The following is a 19532-nucleotide window of genomic DNA, read 5'->3' as shown; positions in this document are numbered from 1 at the left end:
GCGATTCAATCGCGCTGCAACTCCTCCAGATCCAGCGTCTTCAGCAGCACCGCCGCCTGCGTGCGCGAGCGGCACTGCAGCTTGGCCAGGATCGCGGTGACGTGGATCTTCACCGTGTTCTCCGCCAGTCCCAGTTCGGCGGCGATCTGCTTGTTGAGCAGGCCCTCGGCCAGCAGCATCAGCACGCGGAACTGCTGCGGGGTGAGCTGGGCGAGCCCGGCGGCCAGCCGCGCGTCCTGCTCGCTGCCTTCGGCCTGGTCGAGCGCGAACCAGGTGCCGCCGGCCATCACCGCGCGCACCGCCTCGCGCAGCGCCTGCGCCGGCGCGGCCTTGGAGACGAAGCCGGCCGCGCCGAACTGCTGCGCGCGCCGCACGGTGCGCGGATGGTCGTTGGAGGAGACCACGATCAGCGGCACTTCCGGCCGCTCGCTGCGCAGGCGCATCAGCGAGGAGAAGCCGAGCGCGCCCGGCATGGTCAGGTCCAGCAGCACCAGGTCGATCCGCGGCGCGGCCGCCACCGCCGCCTCCAGCGCGCTCTGGCTGGCGACCTCCACCACCCCGCCCTCGGCCACCAGGCCGGCGATCGCGTGCAGCATGGCGGCGCGGAACATCGGATGGTCGTCGGCGACCAGCACCGTCGACAGCAGCGGCGCGTCCCCCGCGCTCATCGCCCGCGTCCGCTCACACCCAGCCCTGGTCGACCAGCTCGCGCTTGATGTAGGCGTAGTAGATCGGCGCCACGATCAGGCCGGGCATGCCGAACAGCGCCTCCATCGCCAGCATTGCCAGCAGCAGCTCCCAGGCGCGGGCGCGGATCTCGCCGCCGACGATGCGCGCGTTGAGGAAGTATTCCAGCTTGTGGATCACGATCAGATAGGCCAGCGCCGCGATCGCCACGTACAGCGACACCGACAGCGCGACGATGGTGATCACCGTGTTGGAGATCAGGTTGCCGATCACCGGCAGCAGGCCGGCCACGAAGGTGACCACGATCAGGGTCTTGGCGAAGGGCAGGTGCACGCCGAACAGCGGCAGCGCGCCGAGCAGGAACAGCGCGGTGAAGGTGGTGTTGAGCAGCGAGATCTTGATCTGGGCGAACACCACGCGCCGGAACGAATCGGAGAAGCGGCTGGCGCGGCCGGCCATTTCGCGGCCCAGCGGCCCCAGGTGCGGCGGCGTGAACTCGTCGTAGAGCGCGATCATCGCGCCCAGCACCATGCCGATCAGCAGGCGCGCGGCGGTCTGCACCGCCTCGGCGCCGGCGATGCTCAGCTCGGCGCGGTGCTCGTCGATCCAGGCCTTCAGCGCCTGGCGCAGTTCGGACATGTCCTCGGGCAGGTACGGCAGCGCCCACTGCGGCAGCTGGCTGCGCGAGGCGTCGATGATGTCCATCAGCCGCGCCAACAGCGCCTGCTGCCCGCCGGCGTCGGTGTTGATGAAGGTCACCAGGCCGACGATCGCCAGCGTCAGCACCCCGACCACCGCGATCGCCAGCACCACCACCGCGATCACCCGCGCGCGCGGGCCGCGCACCATGCGCTCGACCAGCGGCGCCAGCACGTCGATCAGCTGGTACACCAGCAGCCCGGCGAGCAGGGCGCCGACCAGGCCGACTTTGACCACCAGGAACATGGTCAGCAGCGCCAGCAGCCAGGCGGCGATGCGGGAAGGCGGTGGCGTGACGGCAGGGAGCGTGTCGGTCATGGCGGACGCGGCTGGCGGGGTGCGCATCATCGTACGCGATGGGCGGGAACGGCGGCTGAGGAAGGCGGGCCGGCGATTTTGTGATCGACGGCCCGCCCGACGGAATGGCGATGTGGCCGGGAAACGCAAAAATCAAGAAATCAGGAACTTTTCTTCCGCGTCCCGGGCGTCGCGGCCCGCGCAGGCTGCCCTCCGTTCCATGGCCAGGGCGTCCCCGCCCCGCCGTCCTGGAGCCGCGGGCCGCCTCCGCGCCGCCGAAGCGTCTACACTCGGCGGCGATTCGCGGGGCGCGCCGCACCGGGCGGCGATGCCGCTTCCCCATCCATGCATCCACAGCCGGAGACCGCAATGCAGGCGAACCCCGAGGCCTCACACGAACTCAAGCGCGGCCTGTCCAATCGCCATCTGCAGCTGATCGCCATCGGCGGCGCCATCGGCACCGGCCTGTTCCTGGGCGCCGGCAAGAGCATCCACCTGGCCGGGCCGTCGATCCTGCTGGTCTACCTGATCATCGGCATCATGCTGTTCTTCGTGATGCGGGCGATGGGCGAGCTGCTGCTGTCGAACCTGGACTACAAGTCCTTCGTGGATTTCTCCACCGACCTGCTCGGCCCCTGGGCCGGCTTCTTCTGCGGCTGGACGTACTGGTTCTGCTGGATCGTCACCGGCGCGGCGGAGATCATCGCCGTGGCCGGCTACGTGCAGTTCTGGTTCCCGGACCTCGCGCCGTGGATTCCCGCGCTGGCCTGCATGGGCCTGCTGGTGGTGCTGAACCTGGTGGCGGTGAAGCTGTTCGGCGAGCTGGAGTTCTGGTTCGCCCTGATCAAGATCGTCACCATCGTGGCCCTGATCGGCACCGGCTTCTACATGATCGCCACCGGTTTCCGCTCCCCCGCCGGGCACACCGCCTCCCTCGCCCACCTGTGGAACGACGGCGGGGTGTTCCCCAACGGCATCGCCGGCTTCTTCGCCGGCTTCCAGATCGCGGTGTTCGCCTTCGTCGGCATCGAGCTGGTCGGCACCGCCGCCGCCGAGACCGCCGACCCGCGCCGCAACCTGCCCAAGGCGATCAACGCCATCCCAATCCGCATGATCCTGTTCTACGTGCTGGCGCTGGTGGTGATCATGTCCGTCACGCCCTGGCGCCAGGTCGTGCCGGAAATGAGCCCGTTCGTGGCGCTGTTCCTGCTGGCCGGCGTGCTGCCGGCGGCCAGCCTGATCAATTTCGTGGTCATGTCCTCGGCCGCCTCCTCGGCCAACAGCGGCGTGTTCTCCACCAGCCGCATGCTCTACGGCCTCGCGCAGGAAGGCCATGCGCCGAAGTCCTTCGAGAAGCTCTCGCGCAGCGCGGTGCCGGCCTTCGGCCTGCTGGTCTCCTGCGTGGTGCTGCTGGCGGCCGCGCTGCTGACCTACGTGCTGCCGTCCCTGATCGCCGCCTTCACGCTCATCACCACGCTCTCGGCGGTGCTGTTCATGTTCGTCTGGTCGCTGATCCTGCTGTCCTACATCGCCTATCGCCGCAAGCGCCCGGAGCTGCACGCGCAGTCGCAGTACAAGATGCCGGGCGGCGTGCTCATGTGCTGGGCCTGCCTGGCCTTCTTCGCCTTCGTGCTGGTGCTGCTGACGCTCAAGCCGGACACGCTGCAGGCGCTGCTGATCGCACCGGTGTGGTTCGTGCTGCTGGGCATCGGCTATTGGCTGAAAGGACGCAGGACGGCCGCCTAGCCGGCGCGAGGGCGCGCGTTCGCCCTCAAGCGCTCAACCGGGCGCGGTGAAGGCGCGGATCAATTCCTCGGGACTGCGCCGCAGCAGCGTCAGGTTGGTGTCGATCTGCACGCGGCCCTGCTCGATGTCGCGCAGATGGACGTCGGCGCGGCGCAGGCGTTCGACCAGGCCGTTGGCGCGCTCGGGGCTCACGGCCAGGAAAGCGACGTTGGTGCCGTGCTCGACCGGTTGCGGCGTGAAGCCGCCGGCGGCGGCGAGGCCGGCGAACAGGCGCTCGGCCGCCGCCCGGGCCTCGAGGTAACGCGCCTCGAAGCCGTCCAGCGCATCGAGCGCCGGCAGCGCCGCCGGCCAGCCGCGGAAGATCGTGCCGCCGAACACGTGGCGCAGCGCGCGCACCTTGTCGATCGTGTCCGTCTCGCCGGCGAGGATCGCGCCGAAGGGCGCGCCCAGGTACTTGTAGAGCGAGACGTACACCGTATCGAACAGCGCGCTGTAGGCCCGGATCTCGAACCCCGGCAGGCCGCTGGCCAGCAGCAGGCGCGCGCCGTCCAGGTGCAGGCCGATGCGCTTGCCGCGCGCCAGCTCCGAGATGGCGCGCGCCGTCCCGTAGGGCACCATCGCGCCGTCGGCGCGGCGCACCGGCGACTCCAGCGAGATCGCGCCGACCTTGAGCGGATACGGGCCGTTCTCGGCCTCGTCGATCGCCGCGCGCACCTCCTCCGGCGTCGGCGCCGCGCGCCCCTTCGCCAGCGGCACCAGGTGCAGGCCGCTCAGGGTGGAGGCCGCGTTGCTCTCGTCGAGATAGACGTGGCTCTCGTGCTGCACCAGCGCGTGGCGGTTCTCGCCGCACAGCACGCGCAGCGCGAGGGTGTTGGCGAGTGTGCCGGTCGGCAGGAACACCGCCGCGGCCTTGCCGAGCCTGGCGGCCAGGCGCGCCTCCAGCGCCTGTACCACGCCCTTGCCGAGATAGACGTCCTTCACTTCGGCATCGCGTTCGAGCAGCGCCTGCAGCTGCGCGACCCAGGCCTGCGCCGTCATCGGCACGCCGTCGCCGCTGAGCAGCACGCTGCGCTCGGTGAGCTCGAGTTTCCGCGGCGGTGCCGCGCCGGCGGCCCGTTCGGCCGCGAAGGCACCGCCGCCCAGCAGCATCAGGCCGGCCGGCAGGGACGCGGCGGCGACGGAGAACAGGCGGCGGCGCGCGGGATCCGCGCAGTCGGAGAATTCGCAGGCCATGGCATCGCTCCCGGACGCGGGTCAGCGCACGTTGCGCCTGCGCCGCCGCCGCGGCCAGTGTCGGTAGTCATGCGCCGTGCACGCGCACGGCGCGCGCTCAGACCGGCTGCAGGTTCGCGTAGGACAGCACCAGCCACTTGCTGCCGACATCGTCGAAATTCACCTGCACGCGCGCATGGCTGCCGCTGCCCTCGATGTCGGTGACGACTCCGGCGCCGAACTTGGCGTGCATCACGTTCTGGCCGAGCTTGAGCCCCGGCGCCTGCTCCAGTTCGGCATGGCCGAAGGCGCGGCGCGGCTGCGCCTGGTACATCGGCCGCGACACCTGCACCCGCGGGCGCACCTCGTGCAGCAGCGTCGACGGGATCTCGCGCAGGAAGCGCGAAGGCAGGCCGTACATGTCCTGCCCGTGCAGGCGCCGCGATTCGGCGTAACTGAGCACCAGCTTCTGCCGCGCGCGCGTGACGCCGACGTAGGCCAGGCGCCTCTCCTCCTCCAGCCGCCCGCTCTCCTCCAGCGAACGCGCATTGGGGAACAGCCCCTCCTCCATGCCGGCCAGGAAGACCAACGGGAATTCCAGGCCCTTGGCGCTGTGCAACGTCATCAGCTGCACGCCGTCCTCCCCCGCCTGCGCCTGGCCTTCGCCGGCCTCCAGCGCGGCATAGGCCAGGAAGGCCACCAGCTCGCTGAGCGCGGCCGACTCCTCCTCGTCCCTGCGCGTGAAGCGCGAGGCGACCGAGACCAGTTCGTCGAGGTTGTCCACGCGCGAGTCGATCGAAGCCTTCGACTCGTTGGCGTAATGCTCGCGCAGCCCGGAGCGCATCAGCACATGGTCGATCTTGTCCTGCAACGGCAGCTCCGCGACCTCGCCGGCGACCGCATCGATCAGCGCATGGAAGGCGGCGATCGCATTGCGCGAGCGCGGCGCCAGGACGCTCTCGCGCGCGACGCGGATCGAAGCCTCCCACAGCGAGACCCCGTCCGCGCGCGCGCGGCGCCGCACCTCGTCCAGCGAACGCTCGCCGATGCCTCGCGTGGGCGTGTTCACCGCGCGCTCGAAGGCGGCATCGTCGCCGCGGTTGGCGATCAGGCGCAGGTAGGCCAGCGTGTCCTTGATTTCGGCACGCTCGAAGAAGCGCACGCCGCCGTAGACGCGGTAGGGCATCTGCTCGGCCAGCAGCGCCTCTTCGAAGGCGCGCGACTGGGCGTTGCTGCGGTAGAGCACCGCCGCCTCGCCGTAGCTGCCGCCCTCGCGCACCCACTGGCGGATGCGCTCGACCACGAATCGCGCCTCGTCGATCTCGTTGTAGGCGGCATACAGGTCGATCGGATCGCCGTCGCCGCTGTCGGTCCACAGCTGCTTGCCCAGGCGCTCGGGATTGTGCGCGATCACCGCGTTGGCGGCGTTGAGGATGTTGGCGCTGGAGCGGTAGTTCTGCTCCAGGCGGATGGTCCTGGCGCCGGGGAAATCCTGCAGGAAGCGCTGCACGTTCTCGACCTTGGCGCCGCGCCAGCCGTAGATGGCCTGGTCGTCGTCGCCGACCACGAACACCTGGCCGGTGTCGCCGGCCAGCACGCGCACGAAGGCGTACTGGATGCTGTTGGTGTCCTGGAATTCGTCGACCAGCAGATGGCCGAAGCGCTGGCGGTAGTGCGCCAGCAGCGGCGGATGGTCGCGCAGAAGCTCGTGCGCGCGCAGCAGGATCTCGGCGAAGTCGACCAGCCCGGCGCGGTCGCAGCGCTCCTGGTACAGGGCGTAGCTGCGCAGCATCACGTCCGCCCATTCGTCGCGCTGCGCGCCGCCGCGCTCGGGCTGGATGTTCTGCGGCCGCCGCCCCTCGTCCTTCTGCGCGTTGATCCACCAGGCGATCTGCCGCGGCGGGAAGCGCGTCTCGTCGAGCTCCAGCTGCTGCAGCACGCGCTTGACCAGCCGCAGCTGGTCGTCGCTGTCGAGGATCTGGAAGCCTTCCGGCAGCTTCGCGTCCTGCCAGTGCAGCCGCAGCAGGCGATGCGCCAGGCCGTGGAAGGTACCCACCCACAGGCCGCGGCTGCCGTTGCGCAGCATGGCGTCGGCGCGCGCGCGCATCTCGCCGGCCGCCTTGTTGGTGAAGGTGACGGCGAAAATGCCGTGCGCCGGCACGCCGAAGACCTCGTTGAGCCAGGCGATGCGGTGCGTGAGCACGCGGGTCTTGCCCGATCCCGCGCCGGCGAGGACCAGATAATGACCGGGGGGGGCACTGACCGCCTCGCGTTGCGCGGGATTCAGCGCATCGAGCAGGTGCGAGACATCCATGCTCGCATTTTATCGCATGGCGGCGCGGAAGATGAGACGCATGCGGCCGTCAGGGCCGGCGGCGCCCCGCGCCCTGGCGCACGCCGCCGCCGGAGGCGGGCGGCTCGCCCAGTCGGCGCAGGGTGTTGGCGAAGGTGTCGGGCGGGCCGAACAGGAAGCCCTGCATTTCCTCGCAGCCGCAATCGATCAGCCATTGCCGTTGCGCCTCGGTTTCCACGCCCTCGGCGATCGTGCTCAGCCCGATCGCCCGCGCCAGCCGCACGATCGCCTCGCAGATCAGCTCGTCGCCGCGGTCGTGGCCGAGATCGCGCACGAAGGAGCGGTCGATCTTCAGCCGGTCGAGCGGCAGCTGCTTCAGGTAGGCCAGGCTGGAATAGCCGGTGCCGAAATCGTCGACCGCGATCAGCACGCCGCTGTCGCGGATGCGCTGCATGCTGCGGATCGCCACCTGCGGGTTGGCCATCACCGCGCTCTCGGTCAGCTCCAGCTCGAACACGCCCGGCGGCAGCTCCAGCTCGCGCACCACCGCCACCACGTCGTCGACCAGGTTCTGCAGGAACTGCTCGGCGGAAATATTGACGGCGATGCGCACGTGGCCCCAGCCGCGATCGGCCAGCAGGCGATGGTGGCGCGCGGCCTCGCGCAGCGCCCAGCGGCCGATCGGCGCGATCAGCCCGCTGTCCTCGCAGGCGCGGATGAAAGCGCTCGGCTCCAGCAGCCCGCGCTGCGGATGCCGCCAGCGCAGCAGCGCCTCCATGCCGACCACGGCGCCGTCGCGATGGAACTGCGGCTGGAACACCAGCTCGAACTGCTCGAACTGCAGCGCCTCGTGCAGCTGCGAGACCAGTTCCAGGCGCTGGCTGGCGCGCTGGTCGAACTCCGGCCGATACGCGGCCACGCAGTTGCGGCCGTAGCTCTTGGCCTGGTACATGGCCAGGTCGGCGCGGCGCAGCAGGGTCTGCTGGTCGCCGCCGTCCTCGGGATAGCGGCAATAGCCGATGCTGGGCGTGATGTGCAGCACCGCGCCCTGCACCTCCAGCGGCCTGGTCAGCGTCGCGTGCATGCGCTGCACCATCGCCTCGATGTCGTCCGGCCCCTCCGGGCGCCCGAGCAGCAGCACGAACTCGTCGCCGCCGAAGCGGCTGACGGTGTCGACCGCGCGCACCGCCGTGCGCAGCCGCGCGGCCACCACCCGCAGCACCTCGTCGCCGACGCCGTGGCCGAGCCCGTCGTTGATCAGCTTGAAGTCGTCGATGTCGACGAAGGCGATGGCGATCGGCCGGCAGTCCACGCTCACCGCGTGCTCGAGGCGGTCGAGCAGCAGCTGCCGGTTGGGCATGCCGGTGAGCGGGTCGTGGGTGGCGCGATAGGTGAGCTGCTCCTCCAGGCGCTGGCGCGCGCTGACGTCGTTGAAGGTGCCGACGTAGTGCGTGATCCGCCCTTCGTCGCCGTAGACGGGAGAGACCAGCACCTCGTACCAGAATTTCTGGCTGTCCTTGCGGTAGCCGCGCAGCAGCGCGCGCGCCTCGCGGCCCTGCGCCAGCGATTCCGACAGCCGCCTCAGCTCTTCCTCGTTGTCGTTGCCCAACATGAAATCGGCGCGCCGCCCCAGCACTTCCGCTTCCGCATAGCCGGTCATGCGCTCGAAAGCGGGATTGACGTAGACCAGCGGCCGTTCCTCGTTCTGCGCATCGACCACCACGACGCCGTCCTGCGCCGCCTCGATGGCGCTGCGCAGCAGCTTCAGCTCGGCCTCGTCGCGGCGCTGCCGCGAGATATCGACCATGCCGCCGACCGCGCGCACCGCCCGGCCGGCGGCATCGCGCTGGATGATGGCCCGGTCCAGCACGGTGGCGTAGCTGCCGTCGCCGCGCCGGAAGCGGTAGCTCCCGCTCCACTCGTCCACGCCGTCGGCCAGCGCCTTGTCGAGCGACTGCATCGTCGGTCCGATGTCGTCCGGATGCAGCAGCGCCTCCCAGCCCTCCAGCGTCGGCGCGATGCGCTCGCGCGACCAGAGGAACTGCGTGTAGAAGCTGTCGCTCCACCACAGCCCGTTCGTCCCCAGATCCCAGTCCCAGATGGCGTCGCTGGTGGCTCGCGCCACCAGCTGGAAGCGTTCCTCGCTGCGCGCCAGGTCGGTCTCGGCCTGCACGCGGTCGGTGACGTCGAGCACCAGCGCCAGCCGCGCCGACTGCCCCTGGAACACCACGTCGCTGGCATACACGGCGACGTAGATCTGCGTGCCATCCTTGCGCCGGTGCCGCCAGATCCTGCCGTGGCGGCTGTGCGGGGCCTCCCGCCGCGCGGATTCGGCGACCTCGGCGCGATCCTCCTCGGGCCTGATGTCGAGGATGCTCAGGCGCAGGAACTCCTCGCGGGTGTAGCCGTAGCGTTCCAGCGCCATCTCGTTGACCTCGAGGATGCGCAGCGTCTTCTTGTCGAACACCCAGGCCGGCAGCGGATGGCGCTCGTACAGGAAGTGGTACTGCTCCTCGGCCTGGCGCGCGCGCTCGCGCATTTCCGCCAGGTGCTGCGCCGCCTGGGTCATGCGCTGCTGCAGTCCGTGCTCGCGCGCGGCCGCGCGCGTGAACCGCCACAACTCCAGCAGGCAGATGCAGGCGATGACCGCGAACAGGGCGCCGGCGACCACCGCGAACCCGAGCCAGTCGATGAGCAGGTCGGAATAGGAGACGCCGGCCACCGCGATCAGCTGGAATTCCGGCGACCTGCGGAAGCTGATGATGCGCTCCTTGCCGTCGATCGGGCTCGATCCCGTGTACGTGGCCGCGTACATGCCCAGGTAAGACGGCGAGAACGCGCGCGCGTTGCGCATGCTCTTTCCGGTATAGCCGAGCTGCGCGTCCCCGGAGCGCGCGATCATGGTGCCGTCGGCGTGCATGATGCTGGCGATGCCGTGCTCGCCGATGCCGGTGCCGTCCACCATCGCCTGCAGCACGTCCGCCCGCATCCACATCCGCAGCCGCACGCGCCCGGCATCGTCCTGCATGCGCATCGGCAGCACCCAGAGCGCCTCCGCCCCCCTGCGCACCGGAGGATCGATGTACAGGTGTTCCTCGCCCACGGGCTTCTCGCCCGGCGCGGCCGCCACCTCCAGCGCCTGCAGCTCAGGATGGCGCGCGTGCAGCTCGGCCAGCAGCTCCGGGGTGCGTCCGGAAACGCCGGATGCGTGCTCGACGTCGTGCAGCAGCTGGCTCACCTGGCGCAGGATGCTGTTGGCCAGCGTCGCGGAGTGGGTCCTGCCGGTGTCGTAGCGGACGCGATAGTCGTTCCAGAGCGCGAATGCCAGGATCACGGCCATGCCCAGGATCATGGCCGGCGCCAGGCCGTAGGCCATGGTGCGATAGCTCCAGCGTTTCTGCCCTGCCTCGACGAGGCTCATGGCACGCTCCGCGTTCGCGTCTAGACGGGCAATGTTTCGCAGACCCATGCCGCCGTCAAGCGCGGCGCGGCCCGCCATCGGGCTGGAAGCGGGTTCTGGCCATTCGACGCCGCGATCGGCACGCTCCGCCTCCTCGCGGCGCTCAATGCGCCGCGGCGTGTTCGCGCTTGCCCGCGGTCTGCGACATCAGCTTGTCGGTCCAGGCGATGCCGATCGCCGACAGGATGAAGACGCAATGGATGATGGTCTGCCACATCACCCCGGCGGTCTCGGTGGTGGTGCAGCGCAGCTGCGCCGCCGCCTCCCCCGCCGCCTGCTTGAGGCCGGCGAATTCCGCCGAGCCGCAGATCGGCAGCCCCAGCGAGCCGGCCTCGATGAAGGTCTTGAGCAGATGGATCGAGGAGATGCCGATGATCGCCATCGCCAGCTTCACCTTCAGCACGCTGGCGTTGACGTGGCTCAGCCATTCCGGCTGGTCCGGATGGCCTTCCAGGCGCAGGCGGGAGACGAAGGTCTCGTAGCCGCCGACGATCACCATGACCAGCAGGTTGGAGATCATCACCACGTCGATCAGGCCGAGCACGATCAGCATGATCGCCTGCTCGGTGAGCTTGGGCGCGTCGTGGATCAGATGCCAGAGTTCCTTGACGAACAGGAACACGTACACGCCCTGGGCCACGATCAGGCCGAGGTAGAGCGGCAGCTGCAGCCAGCGCGAGCTGAAAATCAGCGCCGGCAAGGGATTCAAACGGGACCGGCCGGGATCTTTCATGCGGGTGGGGGATTGGACGGAAACGGAGAGCAGGTTAGCCGCCGGCGATGGCGCTGCCAAGCGCGGACGCCCGGGGATGCGATGGGACCGATGTCATCGCGATGACGCCGCCTTCATGCTCGACCGGCTAGCGCCGCGGGACCCTCGCGGGTTCCCGCCTGAAACGCAACGCAGCATTGCTCGCACCGCTGCATCGCCTGCGCTAGAGTCGGCCACGCCTTCCCACCGTCCGCGGCGCGCCCACGCCGACCGCGGTTCCGCGTCCCGGCCCCGGGCCGTCCGACGTTCCACCTCGCCGCCGGCCGCCGCCCTGGCGCCCCGGCGCGCGCAACCGACCCTCTCGCCATGATCGAACTCTATTACTGGACCACCCCCAACGGCCACAAGCCCGCCCTGCTGCTCGAGGAGCTGGTCGATGCCGGACACCCCCTCGAGTACACCATCCATCCCGTGAACATCGGCAAGGGCGAGCAGTTCGCGCCGGCGTTCCTGGCCATTTCGCCGAACAACAAGATTCCGGCGATCGTGGACACCGCGCCGGCCGACGGCGGCGCGCCGCTCAGCGTGTTCGAATCCGGCGCGATCCTGCTGTACCTGGCCGAGAAGACCGGCAAGTTCCTGCCGTCCGAGCCGCGCGCGCGCATGGAAACGCTGGAATGGCTGTTCTGGCAGATGGCCGGCCTCGGGCCGATGACCGGGCAGTACGGCCACTTCAACGTCTACGCCCCGGACAAGATCCCCTACGCGATCGAGCGCTACACCAAGGAGGCCGAACGGCTGCTCGGCGTGCTCGACAGGCGCCTGGAAGGCCGCGATTTCATCGCCGGCGGCGAGTACAGCATCGCCGACATCGCCACCTATCCCTGGATCAATCCCTATACGGCCGTGCCGCTGGATCTGGCGCCTTTCGCCAACGTGCGCCGCTGGCATGCCGCCATCGCCGCGCGCCCGGCGACGCAGCGCGCCTATGCCCTGACCAAGCGGATCAATCCGAGCGCGGGGCAGCCGCTGACCGACGAGGATCGCAAGCACCTGTTCGGACAAGGCGCCAAGAAGGACTGAAGCCCGCCGCGGCCCGCGCGTCCGTCATCCGGACGCCGGCCGCAATGGCGGCGCGCGGGGCGCCCTCAGGGCGCCTCGATCTTCAGCTCGACGTTCTTCGGCGGTTCGACGCCGGCCAGATGACGCAGGAAATAATCCCAACGCCGGCGCGTCATGTAGGCGGTGGCGTCGCCGAAGCCGTGGCGCGCGTTGGGGATCATGATCAGGTCGAAGTCCTTGTTGGCCTTGATCAGCGCATCCACCACCAGCAGCGTGTTGTAGGGCGGCACGTTGTCGTCCAGGGTGCCGTGCGCGAGCAGCAGATGGCCCTTCAGGTGCCTGGCGTGGTTCTGGTTGGCCTGGTCGTCGTAGCTGCTGGCGCCGTCCTTGCCGGGCCTGGGCAGCCCCTGCCACTTCTCTGCCCAGTCGTCCTCATAGCTGCGGTTGTCGTGGTTGCCGCTTTCGCTGATGCCGACCTTGAAGAAGTCGGGGTAGCGGAACATCGCCGCGGCCGTCGCCGCGCCGCCGCCCGAATGCCCCCAGATGCCGACCCGGTCCAGGTCGATCCAGGCATGGCGCTTGCCCAGTTCGCGCAAGCCCGCCACCTGATCGGCCAGCGTGTAGTCGCCCATGTCGCCGGCATAGGCCTCGTAGAAGGCCTGCGAACGCCAGGGATTGCTGCCCATGCCGTCGATGGCGACCACGACGAAGCCCAGCTCGGCCAGCGACTGGTTGTCGCCGTGCGCGGGCAGGAAGCCCCAGCTGCGCACCGAGGCGGCCTGCGGGCCGGGATAGACGTAGTCGACGACCGGATAGCGCTTGCCCGCGTCGAAATCGGCCGGCTTGAACAGCAGGCCGTACAGGTCGGTGCGGCCGTCGCGCGCCTTCACCGTGAAAGGTTCCGGCGGCACCCAGCCGGCGGCCTTCAGCCGCGTGATGTCCGCGCGCGCGATCTCCTTCACCGTGGCGCCGTCGGCGGCCTTGCGCAGCAGCGTCACCGGCGGCTGCGTGGTGGTGGAATAGGTATCGACGAAATAGCCGCCGTCCCTGGACAGCGCGATCGCGTGGTCGGCGTCCTCGGGGCTCAGCAGCGTCTGCACGCCGCCGTCGAGCGAGACCTTGTAGAGGTGGCGGTAGTAGGGATTGCGGCCGGCCTCCTTGCCCACGCCGACGAACCAGACCGTGCGCGAGGCCGGATCCACGCGCAGTACCTCGGCGACGTTGCCCTCGCCGCTGGTGACCATGTGCTTGCGCTTGCCGCTGTCCAGATCGTGCAGCGAGAGCTGGCCCCAGCCGCTGCCCCGGCTGTACCAGAGCACTTCGCGGCTGTCCGGCAGGTAGCGCCAGCTCACGCCGCTGATGCCGCTGTCGAACCAGGTCTTGGCGGTCTCGTCGAAGACCGTGCGCACCGCGCCGCTGGCCGCGTCGGCCACGCGCAGCCAGACTTGCCTGTGGTCGCGCGCGCTGGAGACGAACGCCAGCGTGCGTCCGTCCGGCGCCCACTGCACGTCCTCCCAGCCGCCGTCGCAGCTGACGTCGTCGCACAGGGTGGAACGGTGCTGGTCGGGCGGCATCTTCAGCCGCAAGACGTGATGCGAGCCCTTCGCAAGATCCCGCGCGTCCTTGTGCGGACTTTCCAATGCGCCAGCCACGTCGACGATCACCCGCTCGATCATGGTGATGTCGCGGTCGCCCACCAGCGGATACTTCCACTTCTCCACCTTCGGCCTGCCGACGTTGGTGGCCACCAGCACCATGTCGCCGGTCTTGCGCTGGTCCTGCCGGAAGGTGGCGATGCGGCGCGAATCCGGCGACCACACCAGGATCGCCCGGTCGGTGTGCTTCCAGCCGGCGTTGTCGGTGGCGTAGCCGTAGTTCTCCACGCCGTCGCGGGTGAGCTGCGTCTCCGCGCCGCTGGCCAGGTCGCGCACCCACAGGTTCCAGTCGCGCACGAACGCTTCGCGCTTTCCGTCCGGCGAGCGCACGCCGGGCTCGGCGTCGGCCTGCTTGCCGTCGGCGCCCTTGCGCTTGGCGATGGCCGGCGCGCAGGCGCCCTTGCCGGAAAGATCGCAGCGATAGCGCCGGTCCTTGTAGGTGATCTCGTAACGATCCTGGCCTTCGCCCTCGGCGATGCCGTTCAGCTGCAGCGCGTTGGCGCGCAGCGACTTGCCCGCGGCCTGCCCCAGCGCCCGGGCCAGCTTGTCGTGATCGAACGCGGGCGCACTCTCGCCGGTGGCCGCGTCCACGCGCAGGTAGCGGTCGCCGGCGGCGTCATGGTCGCGGTACCAGAAGCGCGTGTCGTCGAGCCAGTGCACGGCGCCGACGGCATGGTCGACGAGTGCCTCGGCATTGGGCTTCATCAGGCGCGCGGCGCGCGCGTAGTCGTCGGCGCCGACGGCCGCGCTGCGTGCGCCGGCGTCCTGCGCGAGGGCCGACGCCGGCAGGCCCGCCGCCAGCAGCACCGCCAACGCCCCGCGCCAATGCCGCGTGCCCGGATCGAACCCCATGCCTGACTCCATGAACGAGGCCGCGATGGCGCGGCGATGGGCGGGCATGCTAGCGCGTCGCGGCGCGCGGCGGGCATGACTTGCGAACCATTGTCCCGGGCCGGCGCAGGGCGTAGGGTCGGCGGACTTTATCTGCCGGCCGCCCCATGAAGCCTCTCTTGCTCGCCATCGCCCTCGCCCTGTCGATCCCGTCGCCGCTGCTGGCCGCCGAAGCGGCCGCGCCGGCCGCCAGCGCGCCCGCCTGGGTGGCCGCGAGCAACGAGAACGCGATGATCCTGATCAAGGCGCAGGCGCAGTTCTCGCCGGAAGGCTTCTCCTTCTTCGGCATCCCCGGCTACGACGACAAGGTGTCCGACTACGGGCCGCGCCGCACCGAGCGCTTCGTCGCCGCCATGGCGCAGGCCAAGCAGGCGCTGTCGGCCAAGCTGCAGCTCGAGCGCAACGCCAATGTGCGCCAGGACCTGGAGATCATGATCCACGCCGCCGACGAGGCGGCCGAGGGCAGCACGCTGTCCGACAAGCTCACCCTGCCCTGGAGCGACGTGCCGCAGACGGTGTTCTCCGGCATGCGCGGCCTGCTCTCCGACCAGACCCAGCCCGAGCGCCGCGCCAAGGCGCTGGACCGGCTCAAGGCCTACGTGGGCATGGCGCCCGGCACGCAGCCGGTGACCGAGCTGGCCAAGGCGCGCTACCTGGAGCGCGTGGGCGACACCGCCTTGCTGCGCCCGACCAAGCTCGAGGTCGAGCAGTCGCTGGGCAACGTCGACACCTTCGTCGACGGCATCCGCAAGCTGTTCGCCAAGTACCAGATCGCCGGCGCCGACGCCGCGCTCGCGGCCATGGACAAGCAGCTGCACGACTACGCCGCCTGGACGCGCGCCAGCGTGCTGCCCGAAGCCAGGCCGACCACGCAGCTGCCGGCCGAGCTGTACGCCTTCCAGCTCAAGCAGGTCGGCATCGACATCGACCCGCAGACGCTGATGCGCCGCGCCCAGGTCGAATTCATGGAAACGCGCGCGGCGATGCGCCAGCTCGCACCGCTGGTGGCCAAGGCCAAGGGTCTGTCCGGCATCGGCGAGGGCGACTACATCGCCGTGATCCGCGCGCTGAAGAAGACCAGCATCCCCAACGACCAGCTCGAGGCGCGCTACCGCAAGGTGATCGACGCCATCGATCCGATCATCCGCCGCCAGCGCATCGTCGACGTGCCGCAGCGGCCGATGGTGATGCGCCTGGGCAGCGACGCCGAGTCCGCCGCGCAGCCGGCGCCGCACTTCCTGCCCGCACCGCTGGTGGGCAACACCGGGCAGCAGGGCCAGTTCGTGCTGCCGGTCGCGGTGCCCAACCCCGACGGCACCGCGCTGCAGTACGACGACTTCAACTACGACGCCGCCGCCTGGACGCTGTCGGCGCACGAAGGTCGTCCGGGACACGAGCTGCAGTTCACCGCGATGGTGGAGCGCGGCGTCTCGCTGGCGCGCAGCATGTTCGCCTTCAACTCGGTCAACGTCGAAGGCTGGGCGCTGTACGCCGAGGCCGAGATGGTGCCCTACGAGCCGATCGAGGGGCAGATGGTCGCCCTGCAGCTGCGCCTGCTGCGCGCCGCGCGCGCGATCCTCGACCCGATGCTCAACCTCGGCCTGATCGACCGCGAGCGCGCGGGCCAGGTGCTGGAGAACGAGGTCGGCGTCTCCAAGGCGATGGCCAAGCAGGAGCTGGACCGCTACATGTTCAACGCCCCGGGCCAGGCCGGCAGCTACTTCTACGGCTACAGCCGCATCCTGGAGCTGCGCATGGAGACCGAACTGGCGCTGGGCGAGAAGTTCGACCGCCAGGCCTTCAACAACTTCCTGCTCGACCAGGGCATGCTGCCGCCGGATCAGCTGGCGACCGCGGTGCGCGAACAGTTCGTGCCCGCGCAACGCACGCGCTGAGCGGCGCGCCTAGCCGCGAAGCGCGGCCGCGACGATCACGCCCCAAAGGCCGAGAACGGCCAGGAAGTTGATCGTGAAGACGACCCCGCGCAGGCGCACGTTGGCGGTGAGGATCTGCACGAGGCTGTGCAGCACGCGCCCTGCGACGAATGCCCAGGCCAGGGCCGGCGCGAGGCCGCTCGAACCGAGCTGCAGCAGGACCAGGCACGCGGCGTGGAAGAACAGCGGCCATTCGAACTGGTTCGACAGGTTGGCGCTGATCCGCGGCTCGATTCCGGCCCAGGGATTGCCGCCGTCGGGCAGGCGGCCGATCCCCCAGATGGCCGGGGCGCGCGCCACGGTCAGCGCCACGTACAGGAACGCGGCCAGCGCGACATGCGCGGCCATGGCAACGATCAGCGGGTGCGACATGGCGATCCAGGGCTCCGGCGGCTTGCGAACGGCGAGCTGACACGACCCGATCCCAGCTCCGGCCCCCGCCCTCCCGCGCCGCGGCGAAAGGGCGATGCGCAGCGGACGCTCGCGCGTCCGCCCCGGGTCTTGCTCAGAACGGCAGCTTCAGCGAAGCGTCCAACGCCAGCAGCTGCGCGCGGAAGTCGCGCTGGATGCGCGTGAGCGCCTGCTTGGAATCGGCGTCGAAGCGCAGCACCAGCACCGGCGTGGTGTTGGAGGCGCGCACCAAACCCCAGCCGTCCGGCCAGTCCACGCGCAGGCCGTCGATGGTGGAAGGACGGGCGCCCTCGAACTGCGCCTGCGCCTGGAAGCGGTCGACGAAGGCATGCGGATCGTCGCCCGGGGCGTCGACCTTGATCTCGGCCGTGGACACGCCGTTGGGCAGCGCCTCCAGCACGATGCTCGGCGAATCCGGGCGCGCGGCCAGGATCTCCAGCAAACGCGCGGCGGCGTAGATGCCGTCGTCGAAGCCGTACCAGCGCTCGCCGAAGAAGAAGTGGCCGCTCATCTCGCCGGCCAGTTCCGCGCCGGTCTCGCGCATCTTCGCCTTGATCAGCGAATGGCCGGTCTTCCACATCAGCGGGCTGCCGCCGTGGCGCTGGATGTAGCCGGGCAGGCGCCCGGTGCACTTCACGTCGAACAGGATCACCGCGCCCGGGTTGCGGTCGAGCACGTCGGCGGCGAACAGCATCAGCAGGCGGTCGGGGAAGATGTTCTGGCCGTTGCGGGTGACCACGCCCAGGCGGTCGCCGTCGCCGTCGAAGGCCAGGCCGAGGTCGGCGTTGACGTGCGCGACGCTGCCGATCAGGTCCTCGAGGTTGTGCGGCTCGCTCGGATCGGGATGGTGGTTGGGGAAGGAGCCGTCGATGTCGCAGTACAGCGGGATCACCTCGGCGCCGATCGCCTCCAGCACGCGCGGGCCGATCTCGCCGGCCACGCCGTTGCCGGCGTCGACCACCACCTTGAGCGGACGCGCGAGGCGGATGTCGCCGGCGATGCGCTGCACGTAGTCCTCGCCGATGTCGCGCTGGCTGGCGCTGCCCGGCGTCGGCGCCGCGTGCAGGCGGCCTTCGCTGATGCGCGTGTACAGGTCGACGATGGCATCGCCCGACAGGGTCTCGCCGCCGACCACGATCTTGAAGCCGTTGTAGTCGGGCGGATTGTGGCTGCCGGTGACGGAGATGCAGCAGCCGGTGCGCAGGTGATAGGCCCCGAAGTAGGTGACCGGCGTCGGCGCCATGCCGATGTCGATGACGTTGCGCCCGGTCTTGCGCAGCCCCTCGACCAGGCCCGCGACCAGCTCCGGCCCGGAAATGCGGCCGTCGCGGCCGACCACGATGTCGTCGAGTTCCTTCTCGGCCATCAGCGTGCCGATGGCCTGGCCGATCAGGCTGGCGACGCCGGGATCGAGGGTCTGGCCGACCACGCCGCGGATGTCGTAGGCGCGGAAGATGCCGCGATCGATGGGCACGGACGTGGGCTTGGGAGCATCCTGGACGTCGATGGTCTTCTCTCCTGCTGCTAGGGGGGGAGGCTCGGCGGGGACGGGGGACGTCGCGATCGCCTGCGCCAGGGTCGGCGCGGCCGCGGCAGCGGCGGCGGTTTGCCGACCGATGCGCTTGGGCAGGCGCCAGGCCACGTAGGCCAGCAGCAACAATACGGTGGCGGCGATGAACGAAGCCAGGTCGCCCAGGCCGAAGGGGCTGATCGCCGCGCTCGGCACCGCCGCCGCCAGCCGCAGCGGCGTGCCCGGAATCGGCGCCGCGCGGCGCTCGGCCGCGCTCGCCAGCGAGGCGTCGCCGCGTTCGAACAGGGTCTGCCCGCCCTGGCGCAGGGCCAGGTAGCTGTCGCCGGGCAGCATCGCGTTCTCCAGCGCGAAGCTGGCCCGCTTCAGCGGCAGGCGCACGAAGGCGACCCCGACCACGCCGCCGTCCACGCGCGCGGGCGCGGCCAGCGCCAGTTGCGGCTTGCCCCCGGCGCGCACCACCGCCAGCACCGCCTTGTCCTCGGTCAGCGCGGTCTCGATCGTCGCCAAGTGCCCGAAACCGGATTTGGGCAGGCCGGCATAGGCCGCCTCCAGGTCGGACGGCAGCACCGTGGACTCCTGGACCTGCTGCCAGTCGCGTCCCAGCGCCTGTCCGGCGGCGGCGAAATCGCCGCCGCGCAACGCCGTCTGCACGTCGGCGCTGGCCAGGCGTTCGGTCAGGCGATTGCGTTCGAGGTTGAGCGCGCGCAGCGTGCCCTCGGCGACCGCATCGCGGCTGAGCTCCAGATCGGCGCGGCGCGTGCCATCGCGCATCTGCTGCCAGCCGCTCCAGCCCAGCCACAGCGCGAGCAGGGCCAGGACCGCCGCGGCCGCCGACAGGTAGGGCCGCAATTGCGGCAACAGGCGGCGCAACCCGCCCGGCTCTTGTGCTTCGGTCATGCATTCCCCCTTCATCGCGGCGACCGCCCCGCCTGGCGCGATCGC

Annotated in this window: 12 protein-coding genes; 3 read left to right on the top strand and 9 right to left on the bottom strand. The window is 70.2% G+C overall.

Annotated elements, in window-relative coordinates; all coding sequences use genetic code 11:
• Positions 1 to 5: 5 nt before the first annotated feature.
• On the bottom strand, positions 6 to 668 hold the full coding sequence (locus MD221_RS06515) for a response regulator (protein WP_242108732.1): 663 nt from the start codon (positions 666 to 668) through the stop codon (positions 6 to 8).
• A 13-nt stretch (positions 669 to 681) separates the two neighbouring features.
• On the bottom strand, positions 682 to 1704 hold the full coding sequence (locus MD221_RS06510; protein WP_242108730.1) for an AI-2E family transporter: 1023 nt from the start codon (positions 1702 to 1704) through the stop codon (positions 682 to 684).
• Positions 1705 to 2052: 348 nt separating this feature from the next.
• On the opposite strand from MD221_RS06510, the gene cycA reads away from it, so the two are divergent.
• Positions 2053 to 3429 carry a D-serine/D-alanine/glycine transporter gene (gene cycA, locus MD221_RS06505; protein WP_242108727.1) on the top strand — a complete coding sequence of 459 codons (1377 nt, stop codon included), beginning with the start codon at positions 2053 to 2055 and terminating at the stop codon, positions 3427 to 3429.
• 33 nt (positions 3430 to 3462) lie between these two features.
• Here the strand turns inward: cycA and MD221_RS06500 are convergent, their stop codons facing one another.
• The 4 genes from MD221_RS06500 to MD221_RS06485 form a co-directional block, all read right to left on the bottom strand.
• The gene (locus MD221_RS06500; protein ID WP_242108726.1) at positions 3463 to 4662 is read right to left on the bottom strand and encodes a threonine aldolase family protein; all 1200 of its coding nucleotides are present in this window, start codon (positions 4660 to 4662) and stop codon (positions 3463 to 3465) included.
• Positions 4663 to 4759: 97 nt separating this feature from the next.
• Entirely contained in the window at positions 4760 to 6955 is a 2196-nt protein-coding gene (gene uvrD, locus MD221_RS06495; protein WP_242108723.1) for a DNA helicase II, read from the bottom strand.
• A gap of 49 nt (positions 6956 to 7004) precedes the next feature.
• Positions 7005 to 10355, bottom strand: coding sequence for an EAL domain-containing protein (locus MD221_RS06490; RefSeq protein WP_242108722.1), 3351 nt, complete (start codon positions 10353 to 10355; stop codon positions 7005 to 7007).
• A 142-nt stretch (positions 10356 to 10497) separates the two neighbouring features.
• Positions 10498 to 11127, bottom strand: a complete 630-nt coding sequence (locus MD221_RS06485; protein ID WP_242108720.1) for a TIGR00645 family protein — start codon at positions 11125 to 11127, stop codon at positions 10498 to 10500.
• A 345-nt stretch (positions 11128 to 11472) separates the two neighbouring features.
• On the opposite strand from MD221_RS06485, the gene MD221_RS06480 reads away from it, so the two are divergent.
• Positions 11473 to 12189, top strand: coding sequence for a glutathione S-transferase C-terminal domain-containing protein (locus MD221_RS06480; RefSeq protein ID WP_242108718.1), 717 nt, complete (start codon positions 11473 to 11475; stop codon positions 12187 to 12189).
• 65 nt (positions 12190 to 12254) lie between these two features.
• Here MD221_RS06480 and MD221_RS06475 read toward each other — a convergent pair whose 3' ends face one another.
• A complete protein-coding gene (locus tag MD221_RS06475) occupies positions 12255 to 14675 on the bottom strand; it encodes a S9 family peptidase (protein ID WP_242108716.1) in 2421 nt (806 codons plus the stop codon).
• A 146-nt stretch (positions 14676 to 14821) separates the two neighbouring features.
• On the opposite strand from MD221_RS06475, the gene MD221_RS06470 reads away from it, so the two are divergent.
• Entirely contained in the window at positions 14822 to 16609 is a 1788-nt protein-coding gene (locus MD221_RS06470; protein WP_242108713.1) for a DUF885 domain-containing protein, read from the top strand.
• Between the two features lie 9 nt (positions 16610 to 16618).
• Here the strand turns inward: MD221_RS06470 and MD221_RS06465 are convergent, their stop codons facing one another.
• Together MD221_RS06465 and MD221_RS17500 are read right to left on the bottom strand one after the other, a co-directional pair.
• Positions 16619 to 17020 carry an MAPEG family protein gene (locus tag MD221_RS06465; protein WP_242108711.1) on the bottom strand — a complete coding sequence of 134 codons (402 nt, stop codon included), beginning with the start codon at positions 17018 to 17020 and terminating at the stop codon, positions 16619 to 16621.
• Positions 17021 to 17153: 133 nt separating this feature from the next.
• On the bottom strand, positions 17154 to 19487 hold the full coding sequence (locus tag MD221_RS17500; protein WP_277928879.1) for a phosphomannomutase/phosphoglucomutase: 2334 nt from the start codon (positions 19485 to 19487) through the stop codon (positions 17154 to 17156).
• Between the last annotated feature and the right edge of the window lie 45 nt (positions 19488 to 19532).

Origin of the sequence: Luteimonas aquatica, assembly GCF_022662575.1 — a bacterium.
In the GTDB taxonomy this organism is placed as follows: domain Bacteria; phylum Pseudomonadota; class Gammaproteobacteria; order Xanthomonadales; family Xanthomonadaceae; genus Luteimonas; species Luteimonas aquatica.
The sequence above is the reverse complement of the archived record's forward strand: the minus strand, read 5'-3'. Positions and strand labels throughout refer to the sequence as shown.

What these genes read in the sequence shown, in the direction of transcription:
- MD221_RS06515 (WP_242108732.1), bottom strand. Translation starts at nt 668, where the DNA reads ATGAGCGCGGGGGACGCGCCGCTGCTGTCGACGGTGCTGGTCGCCGAC.
- MD221_RS06510 (WP_242108730.1), bottom strand. Translation starts at nt 1,704, where the DNA reads ATGACCGACACGCTCCCTGCCGTCACGCCACCGCCTTCCCGCATCGCC.
- cycA (WP_242108727.1), top strand. Translation starts at nt 2,053, where the DNA reads ATGCAGGCGAACCCCGAGGCCTCACACGAACTCAAGCGCGGCCTGTCC.
- MD221_RS06500 (WP_242108726.1), bottom strand. Translation starts at nt 4,662, where the DNA reads ATGGCCTGCGAATTCTCCGACTGCGCGGATCCCGCGCGCCGCCGCCTG.
- uvrD (WP_242108723.1), bottom strand. Translation starts at nt 6,955, where the DNA reads ATGGATGTCTCGCACCTGCTCGATGCGCTGAATCCCGCGCAACGCGAG.
- MD221_RS06490 (WP_242108722.1), bottom strand. Translation starts at nt 10,355, where the DNA reads ATGAGCCTCGTCGAGGCAGGGCAGAAACGCTGGAGCTATCGCACCATG.
- MD221_RS06485 (WP_242108720.1), bottom strand. Translation starts at nt 11,127, where the DNA reads ATGAAAGATCCCGGCCGGTCCCGTTTGAATCCCTTGCCGGCGCTGATT.
- MD221_RS06480 (WP_242108718.1), top strand. Translation starts at nt 11,473, where the DNA reads ATGATCGAACTCTATTACTGGACCACCCCCAACGGCCACAAGCCCGCC.
- MD221_RS06475 (WP_242108716.1), bottom strand. Translation starts at nt 14,675, where the DNA reads ATGGGGTTCGATCCGGGCACGCGGCATTGGCGCGGGGCGTTGGCGGTG.
- MD221_RS06470 (WP_242108713.1), top strand. Translation starts at nt 14,822, where the DNA reads ATGAAGCCTCTCTTGCTCGCCATCGCCCTCGCCCTGTCGATCCCGTCG.
- MD221_RS06465 (WP_242108711.1), bottom strand. Translation starts at nt 17,020, where the DNA reads ATGTCGCACCCGCTGATCGTTGCCATGGCCGCGCATGTCGCGCTGGCC.
- MD221_RS17500 (WP_277928879.1), bottom strand. Translation starts at nt 19,487, where the DNA reads ATGACCGAAGCACAAGAGCCGGGCGGGTTGCGCCGCCTGTTGCCGCAA.